The organism is Devosia sp. P3_B2 (genome assembly GCF_056402875.1).
Window position 1 is genome coordinate 143,882 of sequence record NZ_JBFUGO010000007.1, and the last position, 20,226, is coordinate 164,107.

At 64.4% G+C, this 20,226-nt stretch carries 20 protein-coding genes; 15 read left to right on the forward strand and 5 right to left on the reverse strand.

The window, feature by feature from the left end:
* Positions 1-31: 31 nt before the first annotated feature.
* Positions 32-481: a universal stress protein gene (locus AC1DV8_RS12385; protein WP_477157665.1), complete on the forward strand. Its 450-nt coding sequence runs from the start codon at positions 32-34 to the stop codon at positions 479-481.
* A 6-nt stretch (positions 482-487) separates the two neighbouring features.
* Here AC1DV8_RS12385 and tyrS read toward each other — a convergent pair whose 3' ends face one another.
* Positions 488-1,744: a tyrosine--tRNA ligase gene (gene tyrS, locus AC1DV8_RS12390; RefSeq protein ID WP_477157666.1), complete on the reverse strand. Its 1,257-nt coding sequence runs from the start codon at positions 1,742-1,744 to the stop codon at positions 488-490.
* A 100-nt stretch (positions 1,745-1,844) separates the two neighbouring features.
* Positions 1,845-2,507 carry an alpha/beta hydrolase gene (locus AC1DV8_RS12395; protein ID WP_055049272.1) on the reverse strand — a complete coding sequence of 221 codons (663 nt, stop codon included), beginning with the start codon at positions 2,505-2,507 and terminating at the stop codon, positions 1,845-1,847.
* Between the two features lie 285 nt (positions 2,508-2,792).
* Here AC1DV8_RS12395 and AC1DV8_RS12400 point away from each other — a divergent pair, with 285 nt between their 5' ends.
* The 10 genes from AC1DV8_RS12400 (at position 2,793) to AC1DV8_RS12445 (ending at position 11,797) form a co-directional block, all read left to right on the forward strand.
* Positions 2,793-3,944, forward strand: coding sequence for a cysteine desulfurase family protein (locus AC1DV8_RS12400; RefSeq protein ID WP_477157667.1), 1,152 nt, complete (start codon positions 2,793-2,795; stop codon positions 3,942-3,944).
* A gap of 10 nt (positions 3,945-3,954) precedes the next feature.
* Entirely contained in the window at positions 3,955-5,454 is a 1,500-nt protein-coding gene (gene sufB / locus AC1DV8_RS12405; RefSeq protein ID WP_477149482.1) for a Fe-S cluster assembly protein SufB, read from the forward strand.
* Positions 5,454-5,777 carry a hypothetical protein gene (locus AC1DV8_RS12410; protein ID WP_477149481.1) on the forward strand — a complete coding sequence of 108 codons (324 nt, stop codon included), beginning with the start codon at positions 5,454-5,456 and terminating at the stop codon, positions 5,775-5,777. Before sufB ends, AC1DV8_RS12410 begins: the two co-directional genes overlap by 1 nt.
* Positions 5,774-6,289: a cupin domain-containing protein gene (locus tag AC1DV8_RS12415; protein WP_477149480.1), complete on the forward strand. Its 516-nt coding sequence runs from the start codon at positions 5,774-5,776 to the stop codon at positions 6,287-6,289. Before AC1DV8_RS12410 ends, AC1DV8_RS12415 begins: the two co-directional genes overlap by 4 nt.
* Positions 6,290-6,297: 8 nt before the next feature.
* Positions 6,298-7,047: a Fe-S cluster assembly ATPase SufC gene (sufC, locus tag AC1DV8_RS12420; protein ID WP_477157699.1), complete on the forward strand. Its 750-nt coding sequence runs from the start codon at positions 6,298-6,300 to the stop codon at positions 7,045-7,047.
* Positions 7,048-7,059: 12 nt separating this feature from the next.
* Complete coding sequence (sufD, locus tag AC1DV8_RS12425) at positions 7,060-8,262, forward strand: Fe-S cluster assembly protein SufD (protein WP_477157668.1); 1,203 nt, start codon at positions 7,060-7,062, stop codon at positions 8,260-8,262.
* 10 nt (positions 8,263-8,272) lie between these two features.
* Entirely contained in the window at positions 8,273-9,493 is a 1,221-nt protein-coding gene (locus tag AC1DV8_RS12430; protein WP_477157669.1) for a cysteine desulfurase, read from the forward strand.
* A gap of 9 nt (positions 9,494-9,502) precedes the next feature.
* A complete protein-coding gene (locus AC1DV8_RS12435; protein WP_477157670.1) occupies positions 9,503-9,925 on the forward strand; it encodes an SUF system Fe-S cluster assembly protein in 423 nt (140 codons plus the stop codon).
* Between the two features lie 53 nt (positions 9,926-9,978).
* The gene (locus tag AC1DV8_RS12440) at positions 9,979-10,359 is read left to right on the forward strand and encodes a HesB/IscA family protein (protein WP_477149476.1); all 381 of its coding nucleotides are present in this window, start codon (positions 9,979-9,981) and stop codon (positions 10,357-10,359) included.
* 160 nt (positions 10,360-10,519) lie between these two features.
* Complete coding sequence (locus AC1DV8_RS12445; RefSeq protein ID WP_477157671.1) at positions 10,520-11,797, forward strand: 3-phosphoshikimate 1-carboxyvinyltransferase; 1,278 nt, start codon at positions 10,520-10,522, stop codon at positions 11,795-11,797.
* Here AC1DV8_RS12445 and AC1DV8_RS12450 read toward each other — a convergent pair.
* The 3 genes from AC1DV8_RS12450 to parE form a co-directional block, all read right to left on the reverse strand.
* Positions 11,794-12,846, reverse strand: a complete 1,053-nt coding sequence (locus AC1DV8_RS12450; RefSeq protein WP_477149474.1) for a GGDEF domain-containing protein — start codon at positions 12,844-12,846, stop codon at positions 11,794-11,796. The genes AC1DV8_RS12445 and AC1DV8_RS12450 overlap by 4 nt on opposite strands.
* A gap of 132 nt (positions 12,847-12,978) precedes the next feature.
* Positions 12,979-14,415 carry a DEAD/DEAH box helicase gene (locus AC1DV8_RS12455; protein ID WP_477149741.1) on the reverse strand — a complete coding sequence of 479 codons (1,437 nt, stop codon included), beginning with the start codon at positions 14,413-14,415 and terminating at the stop codon, positions 12,979-12,981.
* Between the two features lie 314 nt (positions 14,416-14,729).
* Entirely contained in the window at positions 14,730-16,766 is a 2,037-nt protein-coding gene (gene parE, locus AC1DV8_RS12460; RefSeq protein ID WP_477157672.1) for a DNA topoisomerase IV subunit B, read from the reverse strand.
* 397 nt (positions 16,767-17,163) lie between these two features.
* On the opposite strand from parE, the gene AC1DV8_RS12465 reads away from it, so the two are divergent.
* The 4 genes from AC1DV8_RS12465 (at position 17,164) to AC1DV8_RS12480 (ending at position 20,168) form a co-directional block, all read left to right on the forward strand.
* Positions 17,164-17,604, forward strand: coding sequence for a hypothetical protein (locus AC1DV8_RS12465; RefSeq protein ID WP_477157673.1), 441 nt, complete (start codon positions 17,164-17,166; stop codon positions 17,602-17,604).
* 102 nt (positions 17,605-17,706) lie between these two features.
* A complete protein-coding gene (locus AC1DV8_RS12470) occupies positions 17,707-18,033 on the forward strand; it encodes a hypothetical protein (RefSeq protein ID WP_477149471.1) in 327 nt (108 codons plus the stop codon).
* Between the two features lie 159 nt (positions 18,034-18,192).
* Positions 18,193-18,366, forward strand: a complete 174-nt coding sequence (locus AC1DV8_RS12475) for a hypothetical protein (protein ID WP_477149470.1) — start codon at positions 18,193-18,195, stop codon at positions 18,364-18,366.
* A 272-nt stretch (positions 18,367-18,638) separates the two neighbouring features.
* Positions 18,639-20,168, forward strand: coding sequence for an ABC-F family ATP-binding cassette domain-containing protein (locus AC1DV8_RS12480; RefSeq protein WP_477157674.1), 1,530 nt, complete (start codon positions 18,639-18,641; stop codon positions 20,166-20,168).
* Positions 20,169-20,226 lie beyond the last annotated feature (58 nt).

Consider the following 20,226-nt stretch of genomic DNA (forward strand, 5'->3'; position numbering starts at 1 on the left):
ATCTCCACATGATCATGCGGAGGTACATGAAATGTATGCACATATTCTCGTTGCAACGGATGGTTCGGAGCTGGCTTCACGGGCTCTCGACCATGCGCTCGGTCTCGCCAAGGCGCTCGGCTCGGCGGTGACGATCGTCACGGTGACCGAACCGACGGCGGTACTTGGCGGGGGCTACGCTTCCGTCGCTGGTACCGCGTTCGATCCGATTCCTGAACTGATCGAGGCTCAGGAGGCAGCCGCCAAGGATCTCCTGGCGAAGGCCGGGACGGCGGCCTCCGCCGCGGGGGTCGTCGCGAAGACGGTCTACGTCAACGACAGTTTCCCGGCTGACGGCATCATCAATACGGCCAACTCGGTTGGTGCCGACTTGATCGTCATGGGCTCACATGGCCGCCGCGGGCTTGGCCGGCTGCTGCTCGGCAGCCAGACCAATAACGTGCTGGCGCACACCACCATCCCGGTGCTGGTGACGCGCTGAAGCCGGTCAGACCGGCTTCAGCAGGGCGTGCTTCTTCTTGCCGACGGAGAGCTTGATCACGCCTTCAGGCAGCAAGGCGGCCGTACCCAGAGTGGCACGGTCGTCGGTTGCCGGCTCGTCGTTGACGCGCACGGCGCCGGACTGAATGTGTCGGCGCGCCTCGCCGTTAGACGCGGCAAGGCCGGCGGTCACGAGCGCGGCAAGCAGGCCGATGCCGGCGTTGAGATCGGACTTCGTAACCTCGGCTGTCGGCAGTGACAGGTCGAGCGACCCTGCCTCGAAGGTAGCCGAAGCGGTCGAAGCCGATTGCTCCGCGGCCTCACGGCCGTGCACGATCGCGGTGACTTCCGTCGCCAGCACCTTCTTTGCCTCGTTCAACTCAGACCCGCCCAGTGCCGCAAGCTTCTCGATCTCGTCGAGCGGCAGGCGGGTGAAGATTTTCAGCCATTTGCCAACGTCGGCGTCCTCGGTATTCCGGAAGTACTGCCAGAAGTCGTACGGGCTGAAGAGCTCGCCGTTGAGCCAGACGGCGCCGGAGGCCGACTTGCCCATCTTTTCGCCGGAGGCCTTGGTAAGCAGCGGGGTGGTCAGCGCATAGAGCTGCGGGCCACCCATGCGGTGGCTCAAGTCGACGCCGTTGATGATGTTGCCCCATTGGTCGGAGCCGCCCATCTGCAGCACCGTGCCGTAACGCCGGTTGAGCTCGGTGAAGTCGTAGCCCTGCATGATCATGTAGTTGAACTCGAGGAAGCTCAGCGACTGATCGCGATCCAGTCGGAGCTTCACCGAGTCGAAGCTCAGCATGCGGTTGACCGAGAAATGGCGGCCCACGTCGCGCAGGAACTCGACGTAGTTGAGCTTCAGCAGCCAGTCGGCGTTGTCCACCATGATGGCGTCGGTCGGGCCGTCGCCGTAGCGGAGGATGCGCGAGTAGACCTTCTTGATGCTGTCGATGTTGGTCTTGATCTTTTCGACGCTGAGGAGGCTCCGCTGGTCATCGCGGAACGAGGGATCGCCGACCATGGACGTGCCGCCGCCCATCAGGCTGATGGGGCGATGGCCGGTCTCCTGCAGCCAGTAGAGCATCGTCACCGTGATCAGGTTGCCGATGTGGATGCTAGTCGCCGTCGCATCGTAGCCGACGTAGCCGGTGATGCGTTCCTTGGCCGCAAGGGCATCGAGCCCTTCCGGATCGGAGATCTGGTGGATGAAGCCCCGCTGATCGAGGACATTCAGGAAGTCGGACTTGAACTTGGCGGCCATTGGCTTGCCCTATCTGATCGACCGGCTCGTCATGGGGGCACGCCACCCCCATGAGGACCTCATCCCGAGCCTTCCGAAGGAGGAGGTCCGGGGCGTATGGCTAGCGCCCCTTGCCCGCCGCGATTTCCGCGCGGCGCCGGTCAAGATAGTCGGCGCAGCGTTCGGTCAGTTCGTCGATCTTGCCTTCGTAGAAGTGATTGGCACCCTCCACCTGCTGCTGCTCGATGGTGATGCCCTTCTGCGTCTTCAGCTTGTCGACCAGCTTCTGCACCGATTGCGGCGGCGCGACGCGGTCCTTGTCGCCATGGATGATCAGGCCCGAGGACGGGCAGGGGGCGAGGAACGAGAAGTCGTAGAGGTTTTCCGGCGGGCTCACCGAGATGAAGCCTTCAACCTCGGGGCGGCGCATCAGCAGCTGCATGCCGATCCACGCGCCGAACGAGAAACCGGCGATCCAGCAGCCGCGCGACTCACGGTTGAGGCTCTGCAGCCAATCGAGCGCCGCCGCGGCATCGCTGAGTTCGCCGATGCCGTGATCGAACAGGCCCTGCGAGCGGCCGACGCCGCGTGAGTTGAAACGCAGCACCGAGAAACCGCGCTGCGCGAACATGTAGAACAGGTTGTAGACGATCTGATTGTTCATCGTGCCGCCGAACTGTGGATGCGGATGCAGAACGATGGCGATCGGGGCGTTGGGGTCCTTGCCCTGCTGGTAGCGGCCTTCGAGGCGGCCCTCAGGTCCGTTGAAGATGACTTCTGGCATAACGTCGTTTCCTTGGGCCCCGCCGGACACTAAGGCGCATAGCTGATGCTCGCGCCCGGGCCGGTCTCTCGGCTTGACGAATGGTGCGCCGCTCCCTAAAACATGGGTCGAAAAGTCCAGTTTCGAATAATTCTAAACTGGGTTTTCGCAGGCGGCAGTTCCGGTTGCTAGTGAGCGCTCCTTGTAGAGAAAGTGAGCGCCCGATTTCAAGAATTGTTTCGGGCTCCTGCGAGCGCCTCGGCGTCGCAGCCTGCATTCGGAACAGATCAGGCGAGCCTTGGGTTCATGACGCGACAGTCGATCTATCTCGATCACAATGCGTCGGCGCCGCTTCTGCCGGAGGCGCGTGCCGCCCATATTGGTGCGCTGGACCTCGTCGGCAACCCCTCATCCGTGCATGCCCAGGGCAGGGCGCTCCGCGCCGTCATCGACAAGGCTCGCGCACAGGTGGCGCGGCTGGCGGGCGCCGAGCGTGACCAGGTGGTGTTCACCGGATCAGCCACGGAGGCCATCACCCAGGCGATCGTCGGCGGCGCCAAGGCGTTCAATGTCGATGCCCTCGTAGTGTCGGAAGGCGAGCACGCGGCGGTCCTGAAGGCAGCTGAGGCGACTGGGCTGCCGGTGAAGAAGATCGGCCTCGATGCCGATGGAGTGATCAAGGTCGAGGAGATCGCGGCGGCTTTGGCTGCGGCGGACCTCGTCGGGATGCGCGTGCTGGTCGCAGTGCACCTCGTCAACAACGAGACCGGCGTGATCCAGCCGGTCGATCGTATCGAGGTGCTGGTGGGCCCGAGCCCACATTATCTTTTTGTCGATGCGGTGCAGGGGTTTGGCAAGGTGGGGCTCGAATTCAGTTCCCGCGCACCCGATATGATGGCAGTGAGCGGCCACAAGATCGGCGCTTCGGCCGGGATCGGCGCGTTGCTGATGAAGGGTCACGCCGACCAGGTCCGGTTGATCCCGGGCGGCGGCCAGGAAAGCGGACGTCGGGGCGGCACAGAGTCGGGCGCGGCGATCGCAGGTTTCGGCGCAGCGGCTGAAGTGTTCGCCGAACGCTTCTATGCAGCGAACGTGAGCGAGTTGGTGCGTACCGCTGAGGATGGGATGCGACTGATTGCGCCCGACCTCGTTGTCTTCGGTGAGAACGCCGACCGGATCGGCAACGTGACGAATTTCGCGGTGCCGGGGCTGAAGAATGCGGTGGCGATGATGGGGCTCGACCTCCTGGGTCTTGCCGTCTCGTCGGGTTCCGCCTGCTCCTCCGGGAAGGTCGGCCCGAGCCATGTGCTGGCTGCGATGGGCGTGCCGGCCGAGTTGAGTGAGTGCGCAATGCGGGTGAGTTTCGGCTGGTCCTCCACGATCGAGGACGTCGAGGCTTATCTCAGAGGTTTTGGCGAAGTGGTTGGCCGTCACAAGTCCCGCCGCGTCGCAGCATAGGAAGAAGACAATGGCCCGTTACGATATCCCGACTTTGAAGGAAGAGATCGAGGGAGACACCGTCGAGAAGGTGCTCGCGCTCGATGTCGACAAGTACAAGTACGGGTTCGAAACCGACATCGAAGTCGACAAGGCGCCCAAGGGCCTCAACGAGGACACCATCCGCTTCATCTCCGCCAAGAAGGGCGAGCCGGAGTGGATGCTGGAGTGGCGGCTCGACGCCTACAAGCGCTGGCTGACCATGGACGAGCCGACCTGGGCCAAGGTGCACTACCCCAAGATCGACTTCCAGGACATGTACTACTACGCGGCGCCCAAGAGCTCGAACCGGCCCAAGAGCCTCGACGAGATCGATCCGGCGCTGCTCGAGATGTACGAGAAGCTCGGCGTGCCGCTGAAGGAGCGTGAGCTTCTCGCGGGCATCGAGCAGCCGAAGGTTGCCGTGGATGCCGTGATCGACTCCGTTTCGGTCGGCACGACGTTCCGCGCCGAGCTCGAGAAGATGGGCATCATCTTCTGCTCGATCTCGGAGGCGATCCGCGAGTACCCGGACCTGGTGAAGCAGTACCTCGGCTCCGTCGTGCCGGTGTCCGACAATTACTACGCGACGCTGAACTCCGCCGTCTTCACCGACGGCTCGTTCTGCTACATCCCCAAGGGCGTCCGCTGCCCGATGGAGCTCTCGACCTATTTCCGCATCAACGAAGCCAAGACCGGCCAGTTCGAGCGCACCCTGCTGATCGCCGACGAGGGCGCTTACGTTTCGTACCTCGAAGGCTGCACGGCACCGGCCCGCAACGAACACCAGCTGCATGCGGCGGTGGTCGAGCTCGTCGCGCTCGCCGACGCCGAGATCAAGTACTCGACGGTGCAGAACTGGTTCCCTGGCGACAAGAACGGCAAGGGCGGCGTCTACAACTTCGTCACCAAGCGCGGCGATTGCCGCGGCGACCGCTCGAAGATCAGCTGGACGCAGGTCGAAACCGGCTCGGCGATCACCTGGAAGTACCCGAGCTGCATCCTGCGCGGTGACAACTCGTCGGGCGAGTTCTACTCGATCGCCATCTCCAACGGCTATCAGCAGGTCGATAGCGGCACCAAGATGCTGCATTTGGGCAAGAACACCACGAGCCGGATCATCTCCAAGGGCATCGCGGCGGGCTTTTCGGACAACACGTATCGCGGGCAGGTTTCGGCTCACGCCAAAGCCAAGGGCGCGCGCAACTTCACCCAGTGCGACAGCTTGCTGATCGGCGACAAGTGCGGCGCGCACACCGTGCCGTACATCGAAAGCCGCAACGCAACGGCGGTGTTCGAGCACGAAGCGACGACGTCGAAGATCTCGGACGATCAGATGTTCTACTGCCAGCAGCGCGGCCTCTCGGAAGAGGAAGCTGTGGCGCTGATCGTCAACGGGTTCGTCCGCGACGTGCTGCAGCACCTGCCGATGGAGTTCATGGTCGAGACGCAGAAGCTGATCTCGATCTCGCTCGAGGGCAGCGTCGGCTGATGGCCAAGTACTGGTTCGCGCGCCGGTTTCCGGTCACCGAGGTCAACGCCAATCGGATGGGTCCGGTCAGCCGTGAGGGCTGGCTGGTGGTCTGGTCGTTCGTGGGCTCAATGGTGCTGGGCGCCATCGGGCTGGTCGTCGCCTCGTTCGCGTTCCGGCAGCCGATGATCGGCTTCATCATCCTGATCGTGCTGTCGTCGATCGGCATGACGGCGTTCCTGACGCTCGCCTATCAGAAGGGCGACAAGAACCACACCGTGGACGACTACAAGTCGGGCAGGGTGCGCCAGAGACCCAGCCAAGACATGGGGCGCCAGTCGTGAGCAGGCCGATCGTGAACATTGCCGATCTCGACCTCAATCACGAGGTGAAGGGTTCTCTCTACGAGGCGTCCGACGCCCGGATCGGGCCGATGATCGGGGTCCGTGACCTCGGGATCAGCTATACCGAGGTGCCGGCTGGCAAGTCGGCCTGCCCGTTCCACAACCATCACGTCGAGGATGAGATGTTCATCATCCTCGAAGGCGAGGGCACGTATCGGTTCGGTCCGGATAGCTATCCGATCAAGGCTGGCGATGTGCTCGGCGCCCCGGCCGGCGGGCACGAGACGGCGCACCAGATCATCAATACGGGCTCGGGCCCGCTCCGCTATTACGGCATCTCGACGATGTCGATCGCAGACGTCTGCGAATACCCTGACTCGGGCAAGTTCGGCGTGTTCAGCCGCTCCACCCGCAACCCCTACGACAAGTCCACCGTCCGCCACCTCGATCGTCTGGGCAATGGCCTCGACTATTGGGACGGCGAACCCGGCGCAGAAGGCACAGAGAAATGACCACCCCCATGCTCGAAATCCGCGACCTCACCGTCCGCATCGAGGAACGCGAGATCCTCAAAGGCGTGAACCTCGTCGTTCCCAAGGGCGAAGTGCACGCGATCATGGGGCGCAACGGCTCGGGCAAGTCGACGCTCAGCTATGTGCTGGCGGGCAAGGAGGACTATGAGGTCACCGGCGGCGAAGTGCTGCTCGACGGCGTCAACATCCTCGAGATGGAGTCGTCGGACCGTGCCACGGCCGGACTGTTCCTTGCCTTCCAGTACCCGATCGAAATCCCGGGCGTCGCGACCATGACGTTCCTCAAGGCGGCGCTGAATGCCAAGCGCAAGGCCAATGGCGAAGGCGAGCTCTCCACTCCCGACTTCATGCGGGCGGTGAAGGAAGCCGGCGCATCGCTGCACATCGACAGCGACATGCTGAAGCGCGCCCTCAATGTCGGGTTCTCCGGTGGCGAGAAGAAGCGCGCCGAGATCCTGCAGATGGCGCTGCTGAAGCCCAAGATGTGCATTCTCGACGAGACCGATTCCGGCCTCGACATCGACGCGCTCAAGGTAGTGTCCGAGGGCGTCAACGCGCTCCGCTCGCCGGACCGCTCGATGCTGGTGATCACCCACTACCAGCGCCTGCTCAACCACATCGTGCCGGATGTCGTGCACGTGTTCTCGGACGGCAAGGTGGTGGAGAGCGGCGGCAAGGAGCTGGCGCTGGAACTCGAAGCCAAGGGCTATGCCGGCTTCGACGAAGCGGCGGCGTAAGGACCAATGACCATGCATGTTCCCGTCCGGCTCGGGCCGGCTGAACTGAAGCTCATCGACCAGCTCGCCGCCGCCGGTGCGGTCGCGGAGGCCGAGCGCCTGACTGGTGCCGGTCTGCCAACGCGCCGCGTTGAGGCCTATCATTATACCGACCTGAAGCAGTTGCTGCGCTCGGTTCCCGAACTGGCGGGTGCTGCCACCGAGGCGAGTGCTCCGGCGCTGCGCGTCGCCGGTGCCTATCAGCTGATGATCGCCAATGGTGTGGTGCAGGAGACCGGCACGGCCCCGGCCGGCGTCATCGTCGGCAAGGCGGCGGGTGGCGTACTCGACACCCGTGACGATGTGGTTACGCGTCTCAACATGGCGCTGACCAAGGAGTGCCTGACGCTCGATCTCGACGGGTCCGTCGATCCGGTGATCCAGATCGACCGTCGCACCGAAGGCGCGGCCGGTCACTCGACCAGCGCCGCGAAGATCTTCGTTGCCGATGGCGGCAGCGCAGTGATCCTCGAGACCTATTCGGGCAGCGATGAAGCCCACCTCGGGAACCACGCCACCTACCTGGCGCTGGGCAAGAACGCCAAGGTCACCCACATCACGGTGAACCTCGCGGCCAAGACTGCGACGCACTTTGCCTCGAACGAGTATCACCTCGCCGAGGGCGCGCAGTTGCGCACCCTGATCATCAACGCCGGCGGCGCGCTGAGCCGTACCCAGCTGTTCCCGCGCTACGAAGGCGCCGGAGCGCACGCCGATGTCACCGGGCTCAACCTCGTCAGCGACGGGCAGCACAGCGACATCACCATGGATGCACTGCACGCCGTGCCGCACACCTCGTCCAAGCCGTTGTTCAAGTCGATCGCCCGTGGGCGGTCGAAGGCGGTGGTGCAGGGCCGGCTGGTGGTGGCGCGCGACGCGCAGAAGACCGATGCCAAGCTGATGAGCCAGGGGCTGATGCTCTCGGACGAAGCCGAGATACTCACCAAGCCCGAGCTCGAGATCTATGCCGACGACGTGGTCTGCGGCCACGGCTCGACCTGTGGCCGGCTCGACGACGAGTCGCTGTTCTACCTGGTGAGCCGCGGCATCGCGAAGGCCGACGCCGAGACCATGCTGGTTCGGGCTTTCCTCGCCGAACTGATCGACCCGATCGAGGACGAGGCGTTGAACGAGGCGCTGACGGCCGTGATCGAGGACTGGCTGGCAAGAGGCTAGTGGTTTGCACATGAGCTTCGATCTCGCCCAGATCCGCGCCGATTTCCCGATCCTCGAAGAGAAGATCCACGGGAACCGGCTGGTCTATCTCGACAGCGGCGCGTCGGCGCAGAAGCCGAACCAGGTGCTCGACCGGATGGATTGGGCACATAGGCACGCCTATGCCAACGTCCACCGCGGCCTCCACACGCTCGCCAACCGGGCCACGGAGGCCTACGAGGGCGGGCGCGAAGCGGTGCGGCGGTTCCTCAATGCCAAGCGGCCTGAAGAGATCATCTTCACCCGCTCGGCCACCGAGGCGATCAACCTGGTCGCGGCGTCCTTCCTCGATCCGCGGATCGGCGAGGGCGACGAGATCGTGCTCTCGATCATGGAGCACCACTCCAACGTCGTGCCGTGGCATTTCCATCGCGAGCGCAAGGGCGCGGTGCTGAAGTGGGTGGACGTGCGCGACGACGGCAGCTTCGATCTTGATGCGTTCGAGGCGGCCCTGTCGCCGAAGACGCGGATGGTGGCGATCACGCATATGTCGAACGTGCTGGGCACGGTGACGCCGATCAAGCAGATCATCGAGATTGCCCATGCGCGGAAGATCCCGGTGCTGATCGACGGCAGCCAGGGTGCGGTGCACCTCAAGGTGGACGTGCAGGACCTGGGCGCCGATTTCTATGTGTTCACCGGCCACAAGCTCTACGGCCCGACCGGTATCGGCGTGCTGTACGGGCGCTATGACCTGCTCGCCGACATGCAGCCCTACCAGGGCGGTGGCGAGATGATCGACGTGGTGACCCGCGACACCGTCACTTACAACGAGCCGCCGCACCGCTTCGAGGCCGGCACGCCGCCGATCGTGCAAGCGATCGGGCTCGGCGCCGCCATCGACTATGTCGAGGGGATCGGCCGTGAGGCGGCGCAGGAGCACGAAGCGGAACTTACCGGTTACGCGATGGAACGTCTGCAGCGGATCAATTCGCTGCGCCTGATCGGCACTGCGCCGGGCAAAGGCGGTATCTTCTCGTTCGAGGTCAAAGGCGCCCACGCGCACGACGTCTCGACGATTCTCGACCGTTACGGCATCGCGGTGCGCGCCGGCACGCACTGCGCCATGCCGCTGCTGCAAAGGTTTGGGGTCACCTCTACCTGCCGGGCCTCCTTCGGCCTATATACCGGCAAGGATGATATCGACGCTTTGGTCGAGGGCATCGAAAAGGCGCGAAGCTTTTTCGCGTAAGGGTTGGATATGTCTGACGAAGCGAACGAACTGGCTCCCGATACCGTTGCTCCCACCGTCGAGGTGGCAGCGGAGGAGCCGCTGCGAATCTCGCCGACTATCGCGGCGTCACTGCCCGCTGAGGACGTGGAGCGGATCACCAAGGACCTCATCGGGGTGCTGAAGACGGTCTACGACCCGGAAATCCCGGTCGACATCTACGAACTGGGCCTGATCTACAAGGTCGACCTCGACGACGACCGCAACCTCACCATCGACATGACGTTAACCGCGCCGGGCTGTCCCGTGGCCGGCGAAATGCCGGGTTGGGTCGAGAACGCGGCGCGCTCGGTCGAGGGCATCCAGGACGTCACCGTCAACATGGTCTACGATCCGCCATGGGACGCCTCGCGCATGAGCGAGGAAGCGCAGGTCGCACTGAACTGGTGGTAAAGTTCACGCGTTAGGTCTATATATCGTCTTGTTACGATGAAGGTCTGCAGCCGATGCCTTTGAAGATCATGAGCCTCACCGATGCTGCCGTCGAGCGCATCAACGAGATCATCGAGGACAGCGCCACGCCGGTAATGGGCGTGCGCGTCGGCATCAAGGATGCCGGCTGCGCCGGGCAGTCCTACACGCTTGCTTATGTCTCGGAGCCGGTGAAGGGCGACGACCATATCGAGGACAAGGGCGTCCACGTCTTCGTCGAGCCCAAGGCGACGCTGTTCCTGCTCGGTACCGTGATGGACTTCGAGGAAGACATCCTCAAGTCCGGCTTCACCTTCAAGAACCCGAACCAGACCGGCGAATGCGGCTGCGGCGAGAGCGTGCAGCTGAAGCCTGCGGATCTGAAGGCATTGGCCGAGGCTCGGCAGCACGCCTGATCCGGAGCGACCGGGCTTGGCACGCCACTAGCGTTGCGCTACATCCATCCCGCTTGCTTCAACCTCACCCCGGCAAAGGACCGGGCCATCCAGGATATCGATGTGTCCGGCGCAGCCGGAGTGAGTGCGGCCACGGCCGCCTGTTTGACGGAGTCCACCATTGACCGCCGCCGCTTCCTCAAAGCCCGAGGCTTTGACCATCATTCCGCCTGACCATCCGCTCGTCGGCCGCGTCACGCCGCCGGGGTCGAAGTCGATCACCAATCGCGCGCTGCTGCTGGCGGCGCTCGCGAAGGGGACAAGCCGGCTCACCGGGGCGCTGAAGAGCAAGGATACGGCGCTGATGGCCAAGGCGCTGATCCAGATGGGCGTCAGCGTCGAGGAGCCGGATGCGACCAGCTTCGTCGTCACCAGCGATGGCACGCTGAAGGCGCCGACCGAACCGCTGGTGCTAGGCAATGCCGGCACCGCCACGCGCTTTCTGACGGCCGCAGTATCGCTGGTCGAGGGCAGGGTGGTGGTGGACGGCGACGACGCCATGCGCAAGCGCCCGATCGAGCCGCTGCTCGTCGCGCTCCGCTCCCTCGGCATCGACGCCACCAGTGAGACCGGCTGCCCGCCGGTGCTGATCAACGGCACCGGTTCGTTCGGCAGCGGCCGTGTCGAGATCGATGGCGGCCTCTCCAGCCAGTACGTCTCGGCGCTGTTGATGGCGGCGCCATTCGGCGAAGGTCCGATCGAGGTGGCACTGACCGGCAAGGATCTCGATGCGCGCGGCTACGTGAACCTGACGCTCGCGGCGATGCGGGCGTTCGGCGCCAGCGTCGAGCAGGTTGATGAGATGACGTGGAAGGTCCAGCCCACCGGCTACCAGGCAACGGACTTTCACATCGAACCCGATGCCTCGGCTGCAACCTACCTCTGGGCCGCCGAAGCGCTGACGGGCGGCAAGATCGACCTCGGCGTGCCGATGGACGCGTTCACCCAGCCCGACGCCGAGGCTGCGAAGCTGATCCGCATGTTCCCCCGCATGCCGGCGGTGATCGATGGCTCGCAGATGCAGGACGCCGTGCCGACCCTCGCGGTACTGGCGGCGTTCAACGAGACGCCAGTGCGCTTCATCGGCATCGCCAATCTCCGGGTCAAGGAATGCGATCGCATCTCGGCGCTCTCCACCGAGCTCAACCGGATTCGGCCAGGGCTGGCGCATGAAGAGGGCGATGACCTGGTGGTGTCGTCGGACCCGCGGCTGATCGAGCTGAAGCACCGTAACGCCCGCACCAGCATCGAGACCTATGAGGATCACCGCATCGCGATGAGCTTCGCGCTGGCGGCACTGAAGATCGGCGGGATCACCATTCTCGACCCGGACTGCGTGGGAAAGACCTACCCAGGCTATTGGGACACGCTGCGGTCGCTCGGGGTGGAGACGGCCTAGGCCGCGACGATATCATCGTCCTTGAGGTCGTTCTCGCCCACCACCAGGTTACGGCCGCGGTGCTTGGCAGCGTAAAGGCAGCGGTCGGCGCGCTCGATCAGGCTCGAGGGCGTGTCTTCGGGCCGGTACAGCGCGACGCCGAACGACGCGGTGACCCGGCCGAGCTTCTCGTTGGTCGAGCGCTTCAGCAGTTCCTTGGCCTGGATTGCCTTGCGGATGTTGTCGGCGAGGATCATCGCGCCTTCGAGATCGGTATCCGGCAGCACCGCGGCGAACTCTTCGCCGCCGTAACGGGCGGCGATGTCCTTGCCCTTGATGTTCGATTTGAGCGTCATGGCAACGAGGCGCAGCACCTGGTCGCCGGTCTGGTGGCCCCACGTATCGTTGAAGCGCTTGAAGTGGTCGATGTCGATCAGCATCAGGCACAGGTGGTCGCCGCTCTCCTGTGCCCGGCCGATTGCACGCAGCAGGCCGTCGTCGAACGCCTTGCGGTTATAGACCTTGGTCAGCGGGTCGAGCAGGGCCTCGCGGCGCACGTCGTCGAGGTCGCGCTGCAGCGCCTCGATGTCGTCGCGCGAGGCGGCGAGGTTCATCTCGAGCAGGTTGTTGGCGTCCTGCATGCGGCGGGTTTCCGCCAGCAGAGTGTTAGCCAGTTCGCGCAGCCGGACACCGTCGAGCTGGTCCGCCCCCAAATCGCCGCCGGCTACCTGCAGCGTTGCAGAGTAGGCGTTGGCGGTGGTCATGGCGGTATCGATCGCGTCATGGATGGCGACGATGCGGTGCGACATGCGCTCGGAGACGCTGGAGATGCGAGCGTCGGCGTCCTGCGCCTTGAGGAACTCGTTGTAGAGTCGCTCCGCGATGTCGGCGTTGGCGTGGCCATCGCGGAAAATGGCGTTGATGCGGGCGTTTAGCGCCGGGTTGATGCCGGTCGCATAAGTATAGAGCAGCTCATAAAACTGCGGGTACGGTGGAATCGTCGCGCGCTTCAGCAGGTCGATCGCCGAATTCGCGTAACCGAGAGCGCGTCTGAATTCCTGCTCTGACACCGTTCCCCCAAGCACCGGTCGACGCCGGTAGTTCGGGCGCCATTGTCTGTCTTTCAGGATTAACGGCGCGTAAAAACACTTCGGCCGCTAGGTATTCTACGCAGATCGGCAGACGAAGTCTGTTGATCGAGCCTATTTCCGGAGCAGAAACGCCGGAATCGGGCCATCCGAACCGAACGGCGAATCGGCAACGATCCCCTCCACGTGATCGTTGCGCGGTGCGCGACCCGGTTTCTCGGCGCCGTTGCCGCGGTTGCGCTCGGCACGCGGAGCCTCGCTGCGGGGCGCGTCGTTGTGTGCCGGGCGGCGCGAGCGCTCTGTATGCTGGCCACGCGGCTCGCGGTTCTCCTGCGGCGCGGCTTCGGCCGGCACTGCCTCGTTCTCACGTGCACGGCCCCCGCGGCGGCCACGACCACTGCGTGGAGCACGCGGCTCGGTGCCTTCCTCGGCGGCCGGAGGCGCGGCGCGCTCGACCGGCGCTCCGCCCAGCTTCACCTCGGGAATGTCCTTGGCGATCAGCTTGGTGATGGCGTCGATGTACTTGCCGTCCGACGGAGTCGCCAGCGTGATTGCAACACCCGAGCGACCAGCACGACCGGTTCGGCCGATGCGGTGCACGTAGTCTTCGGCATGGGTCGGCACGTCGAAGTTGAAGACGTGGCTCACCGCCGGGATATCGAGGCCGCGGGCCGCGACGTCGCTGGCGATCAGCAGCTTCAACTTGTCAGTCTTGAAGCTGTCGAGCGTCTCCGTGCGGCTCTTCTGGTCCATGTCGCCGTGGAGGCCTCCGGCCGAGAAGCCGTGGCGCTCAAGCGAACGGGCGAGAGTCGCCACATCTCGCTTACGATTGCAGAAGATGATCGCGTTCTTGAGGTTCTCTTCGTCGCGGATCAGCCGGCGCAGCGCGTCGCGCTTTTCCTCAGGCTTACCGGAGACGCGCACTAGGCGCTGCTCGATGGTCTCGGCGGTCGAGTTCTGCCGCGCCACTTCGATCTTGATCGGGTCGCGGAGGAACCGGCTGGTGAGCCGCTGGATTTCGGGCGGCATGGTAGCCGAGAAGAACAGCGTCTGCCGGCGTGGCGGCAGCAGGCCGCAGATGCGCTCGATGTCCGGGATAAAGCCCATGTCGAGCATGCGATCGGCTTCGTCGATGACGAGGATGTCGACGCCGGTGAGCAGGATCCTGCCGCGCTCGAACTGGTCGAGCATACGGCCGGGGGTGGCGATCAGCACGTCGGCGCCACGATCGAGCACCTTGTTCTGGTCTTCGAAGCTGACGCCGCCGATCAGCAACGCAACGTTGAGCTTGTGGTTCTTGCCGTACTTTTCGAAGTTCTCGTGCACCTGCGCCGCGAGTTCGCGCGTCGGTTCAAGGATCAACGTACGGGGCATGCGGGCACGGGCACGGCCGCTTTCCAGCAACGTCAGCATCGGCAGCACGAATGATGCGGTCTTGCCGGTGCCGGTCTGGGCGATGCCGATGATGTCCTTCTTCTGAAGAACATGCGGGATGGCCTGCGCCTGGATATCGGTGGGCTTGGTGTAACCGGAGGCGGCAACCGCATCCATCACCTTGGCGCTGAGGCCGAGCCCGGTAAAGTCATTTGCCAAATCAGTGGTCCGCTCAAGTAGGAAAGGCAGATCGACGGGCAGCTACTTGAGAAGGTGCGGGTCGACGAACTGTCGCAAAGAACAAGCCGGATAATCAGGCTTCGCCTTGCAGCAACCAATCCGGACTCCGCCCTGTCCGGGGCTGCGCGCGACGCGCCCGGAACATAGTGGAAACCCCTTGCGAGTCAACGGGATTTGCGCCCGCGTGATTAATCGCGGCGCCAATAGGTCGCGGGGGTTGCCGCGGTAACGGCTAGATGGGAACGAACTGGCTAGATGTCCAGGTCCGTCACGAACGCCGCGTTCTCCTGGATGAAGTCGAAGCGGGCTTCGGGTCGATTGCCCATCAGGCGGTCGACGGCGGCGCGCGTATCCTCGAGGTCCTGGCGGATGCGGACCTGCAACAGCGTGCGGCTGTTCTTGTCCATGGTCGTCTCGCGCAGGTGCACGTAGGGCATCTCGCCGAGGCCCTTGAAGCGGGTGATGTCCGGCTTCTTGCCCTTGAACTCGGTGGCCAGCAGCTGGTCGCGGTGCGCGTCGTTCATCGCGTAGGCGACCTTCGGGCCGGAGCTGATGCGGAACAGCGGCGGCATCGCCAGATAGAGGTGCCCGCCCTCGATGAGCTTGGGCATCTCCTGGAAGAAGAACGTCATCAGCAGCGATGCGATGTGGGCGCCATCGACGTCGGCGTCGGTCATCAGGATGACCTTGTCGTAGCGCAGCTCGTCCTCGCGATAGCGCTCGCGGGTACCGCAGCCGAGCGCCTGGATCAGGTCGGCGATAGCCTGGCTGGCCTGTATCTTGTCGCGGGTGGCGCCGGCGACGTTGAGGATCTTGCCGCGCAACGGGAGGATCGCCTGGCTCTTGCGGTCGCGCGCCGACTTGGCGCTGCCACCGGCCGAGTCGCCCTCAACAATGAAGATCTCGGCGCCCTGGGCGGCCGACTGCGTGCAGTCGGCCAGCTTGCCGGGCAGGCGGAGCTTGCGGGTTGCCGACTGGCGGTCGACTTCCTTTTCCTTCTTCCGCCGCAGCCGTTCCTCGGCACGCTCGATGGCCCAATCGAGCAGCTTGCTCGCCTGGTTGGGCGAGGCGGCGAGCCAGTGGTCGAACGGGTCGCGGAGGGCGGTATCTACGATGCGGGTGGCCTCGGGCGAACTCAGCTTGTCCTTGGTCTGGCCAACGAACTCGGGTTCGCGAACGAATACCGAGAGCATGGCCGAGCACTGCACCAGTACGTCCTCGGCGGTCAGCTGCGCGGCGCGCTTGTTGCCGCTGAGCTCGGCGTAGTTGCGCAAGCCCCGGAGCAGGGCGACGCGCAGGCCCTGCTCATGCGTGCCGCCATCGCCGGTCGGCACGGTGTTGCAGTAGGAATTGACGAAGCCGTCGCCGAGGCACCAGGCGACCGCCCACTCGACCGCGCCGTGCGTGCCGGGCTTGCCGATGGTGCCCGAAAAGATGTCCTCGGCGATGCGCGGCTCGCCCTCGATGCGGTTGCCGAGGAAATCGCGCAAGCCGCCCGGGAAGTGGAAGGTGGCCTTGGCCGGCACATCCGAAGTGGCGAGGCTCTCGTCACAGGTCCAGCGGATCTCGACGCCACCAAACAGGTAGGCCTTCGAGCGCGTCATCTTGAACAGGCGGGCAGCGGAGAACTTGTGCTCGCCGAAGATCTCCGGATCGGGGTGGAAGCGCTGCGTGGTGCCGCGCCGGTTCTGCACCTTGCCCACGGTCTCGACGCCGCCGAGCGGTTTGCCGCGCGAAAACGCGATGCGGTAGAGCATCTGGTCGCGCGCCACCTCGGTGACGAGGCTGTCGGACAGCGCATTCACCACCGAAACGCCAACGCCGTGCAGGCCGCCCGAGGTCTCGTAGGCCTTGCCGTCGAACTTGCCGCCGGCATGTAGCCGCGTCATGACGATCTCGAGGGTCGACACGCCCGGAAATTTCGGGTGGTTCTCGACCGGGATGCCGCGGCCGTTGTCGGTGACGGTTAGGAACCCGTCTTCGCCGAAGTGCACCTCGATGCGGTTGGCGTGACCGGCAATAGCCTCGTCCATCGAGTTGTCGATGACTTCGGCGAACAGGTGGTGCAGCGCGTTGGCGTCGGTGCCGCCGATATACATGCCGGGGCGGCGGCGTACCGGCTCCAGCCCTTCGAGCACTTCGATGTCGGCGGCGGAGTAGGAGGCGGCGTGGGCGACGCTGGGCGGCGGCGAGGCAGGGGCAGACGCTTTTGGCGGCGTGGGCGTGCTCGCGCGCTGCGGAGCAGGGGGCTCGTCCTCAGGGCCGAAAAGGTCTTCGATCGCCGCCATGAAATCTCCGTCCGAGGCGCGAATCAAGCGCCTCACAAGCTCTAGCATACTTGCCGCTTAGGGTGGGTTAAGCGGGAGGTAGGGCGCCCCGCGGCCCCTGTCAACCGGTCGTGAACGGCAAGTGAATGCACGGTTCCGCGAGCGTTCAACGGCGGGAGGCTAATCCACCGCTCGAGATTGCGGAGCGCCTTGCTGGGGCCGGTAGGCAGTGTCCGGGCAGGGGGTTCGGCAATCTCACAACGTTTGCGCCTGATATCACTCGGGATTCCGCCGCCGTGTTGCCTGCAACATGAACGGAGGATGAACGGGCGATACCGCATTGGTTAAGAATGCAACGTTTAGGGTCGTGGCACGCTAGTGGACCTGGCACCTGTAGCGACTCGCAAGGAGACTAAAAATGACAACGATGCTCAACACCGTGCTGAAGTCCGGACGTGCCGCGATCGTGGCTCTGACGCTGGGCGCCGCCACGGTCACGGCGCTGCCGGTCCAGGCTCAGTCGTTCAGCTTCAGCTTCGGCATCAATGGTGGAGGCTCCGACTTCGCCTTCGGACTCCGCGATGGCCGGAAGTTCAAGCGTGAATGCCTGACCAACAATGAGATCCGTCGCGGCCTGCGCCGCAACGGCTTCGAAGACATCCGCTTCCTCGATCGCCGTGGCGTGCGGGTGAAGGTCTATGCCGAGTTCGGCCGCCGGGCCTTCATTCTGACCATCAACCGCTGCACCGGCCGCGTGATCGACATCGATCGGGTGCGCCGTGACCGAGGCTACGACCGCGACGATCGCCCTGGCGTCGGGCTGCAGTTCAACTTTGGCGGCGGAAGCATGGGCTACTGAGCCACCTACCGGCGGGAGCCGGATCCTCCCTCGCGCTCCCGCCAGGTCCCGGCCCCACAAGGCCGGGATTTTTTTGTTTCGGGAGCCGCAAAGGAGAACGTTATGAAAGCCACCACGCTTATCCGCGCCGCCGTGCTCGGTCTGGCGCTCAGCGCTTCGGCACTCCCCGTGCAGGCGCAGAGCATGCAGTTCCAGTTCGGCTTCGGCACCGACGGTTTCGGCTTTCGCCGGCCGCTGCTCTGCCTGGAGCTAACCGACCGGCAGATCCGCAACGCCGTCCGCGACCAGGGCTACAGCAACATCTCGCTCAACGTCGCCAATAACCGCCGCATCCAGGTACGGGCGACCCGTGGCGGCTGGGTCTATCTGCTCAGGGTATCGACCTGCACGGGTGCTATCCTCGATCGCGAGCGGCTCCGCCGCAGCTGATCGAAATCTCAGTGAATCCAGAGCGTCCGGTACCGTACAATGGGCCGGACGCGTTGTTTTGGAGCACTCCGTTTAGACTTCGTTCGTTTCTTCGAAGCACTTTCTTAAGCGCTCACGACTATAAATTTCACATACGGTTTTCGTGTCTGGAGTAGCCGTATGCGCGCCCAAGCCAAGAGCGGTCTCGCGTACCTTGAGACCGGTTTTCGGGCGCCACGCGACAGCGGATGGCAGCAGGCCGGGTTTAATAGTTTTGCGTACCGGCTTGCCCATCTTGCGTTGCCTCGCCCGCTGATGCTCACCGCCATTGCCGCGCTGTTCTATCTGGCGTGAGCGGGAGCTGGCACTTGACCTTCAATCCTGCCTGATGCTCTAAACGCCTCGTCCGCAATGCCAACCAAGGAGGGTCGCGTGGGCTATCGTCATGACCAGCACCGCAGTCGCGGCCCTGTTTCGGCCCTGCAGCTTTAGTTGCAGGGCTGGCCGAAGGGGTCCGGACGTCTTCGTCGTCTCACCATTCTGGTCTGCCCAAGCCGGCTCCGCTTTCTGCGTGAGCCATTGACGGCACCGGCGCATACGCGCCCCGATATCCAGAAGAGACGAAAATGGGCTCGATCAGCCTCAAGAACCTCTCCATCACCGCCACCGATCCGCTGTTCCACGACCTGAGCCTCGTTGTCGCCGATGGCGATCGCGTCGGGCTCGTCGCCGGCAACGGTTTGGGCAAGACTTCGCTGCTGCGGGTCATCACCGGGCTGGCCGAGCCGACGACCGGCGAGGTCGTGCGTTCGCGTGGCCTGAGGATCGGCTATGTTGAGCAGGACGTGCCGGCCGAGCTGATGTCGCTGACGATGCGCGACGCCGTGCTGGGCGCCTTGCCGGAAGCGGATCGCGATTCCGATGCCTGGCGTGCCGATGTGGCACTCGACGGGCTCGAGACGCCGTATGAGTTGCGTGACCGGTTGGTCTCGGCGCTCAGCGGCGGCTGGCAGCGGCTGATGCTAATCGCACGGGTGTGGGTGACTGATCCCGATGCGCTGTTGATGGACGAGCCCACCAACCATCTCGATCTGTCAAAGCTGTTCCGGCTCGAGACCTGGCTGAACCGCGAGGCGCGCAACCTGCCGCTGATCGTTGCGAGCCACGACCGGGATTTCCTCGACGCGGTGACCAACCGCACGCTGTTCCTGAGACCCGGAACCTCCCGCTACCTGCCGCTCGCCTACTCTGCGGCGCGCCGGGAGATCGAGCGCGAGGATGCGTCGCAAGAGGCGCAGAACGAGCGTGACCTGAAGGAGGCGGGCAAGCTCAGGAAGCAGGCGGCCAAGCTCAACAATATCGGCATCAACTCAGGCAGCGACCTGCTGGTGGTGAAAACCAAGCAGCTCAGGGAGCGGGCGGCGAAGATCGAGGAGGCGGTGCGTCCGGCGCATCGCGAGCGCTCGGGCGAGATCAAGCTCGCCAACCGGGGCACCCATGCCAAGCTCCTTGTGGCGATCGAGAACGTTACCGTGACGACGCCCGCGGGGCAGGGGCTGTTCAAGATCGACAAGCTCCACGTCTTCCAGGGCGATCGCATCGTGCTGCTGGGCAAAAACGGCACCGGCAAGTCGCAGCTGGTGAAGCTGATCCACCGCGCTATGACCGATCCGGAAGGCGTGCCGGGCATCCGAGTGACGCCGTCGCTGGTGCTCGGCTACACCGACCAGGACATGTCGCAACTGCCGGTGAAGGAGACGCCGGACAGCTTCATCTCGGTCACCTTCAAGCAGCCGGACGCGCGCGTGCGAAGCCTCCTCGCCGCGACCGGTTTCGTCATCGAGAAGCAGACGCGGCCGATCGGCCAGCTGAGCTTCGGGCAGCGCGCCCGGCTCGGGCTGCTGGCCCTGCGCCTGACGGAGCCGAACTTCTACCTGATGGACGAGCCGACGAACCACGTCGATATCCCTGGTCGCGAGGCACTCGAGGGTGAGATCCTGGCGCACGAAGCGACCGCGGTATTGGTGTCTCACGATCGCAGCTTCGTCAGGAACGTCGGGACGAGATACCTGCAGATCGACGGCAAGCGACTCAAGGAAGTCGAGGGACCGGAGGCGTTCTTCGAGGCGATGATGCTGGAGGTGGATGAAAGGTAGTCGCCTGGTCGTAGTACAAATCACCTACGGCGGGGCTGCTTAACTCCACCCGATGAGA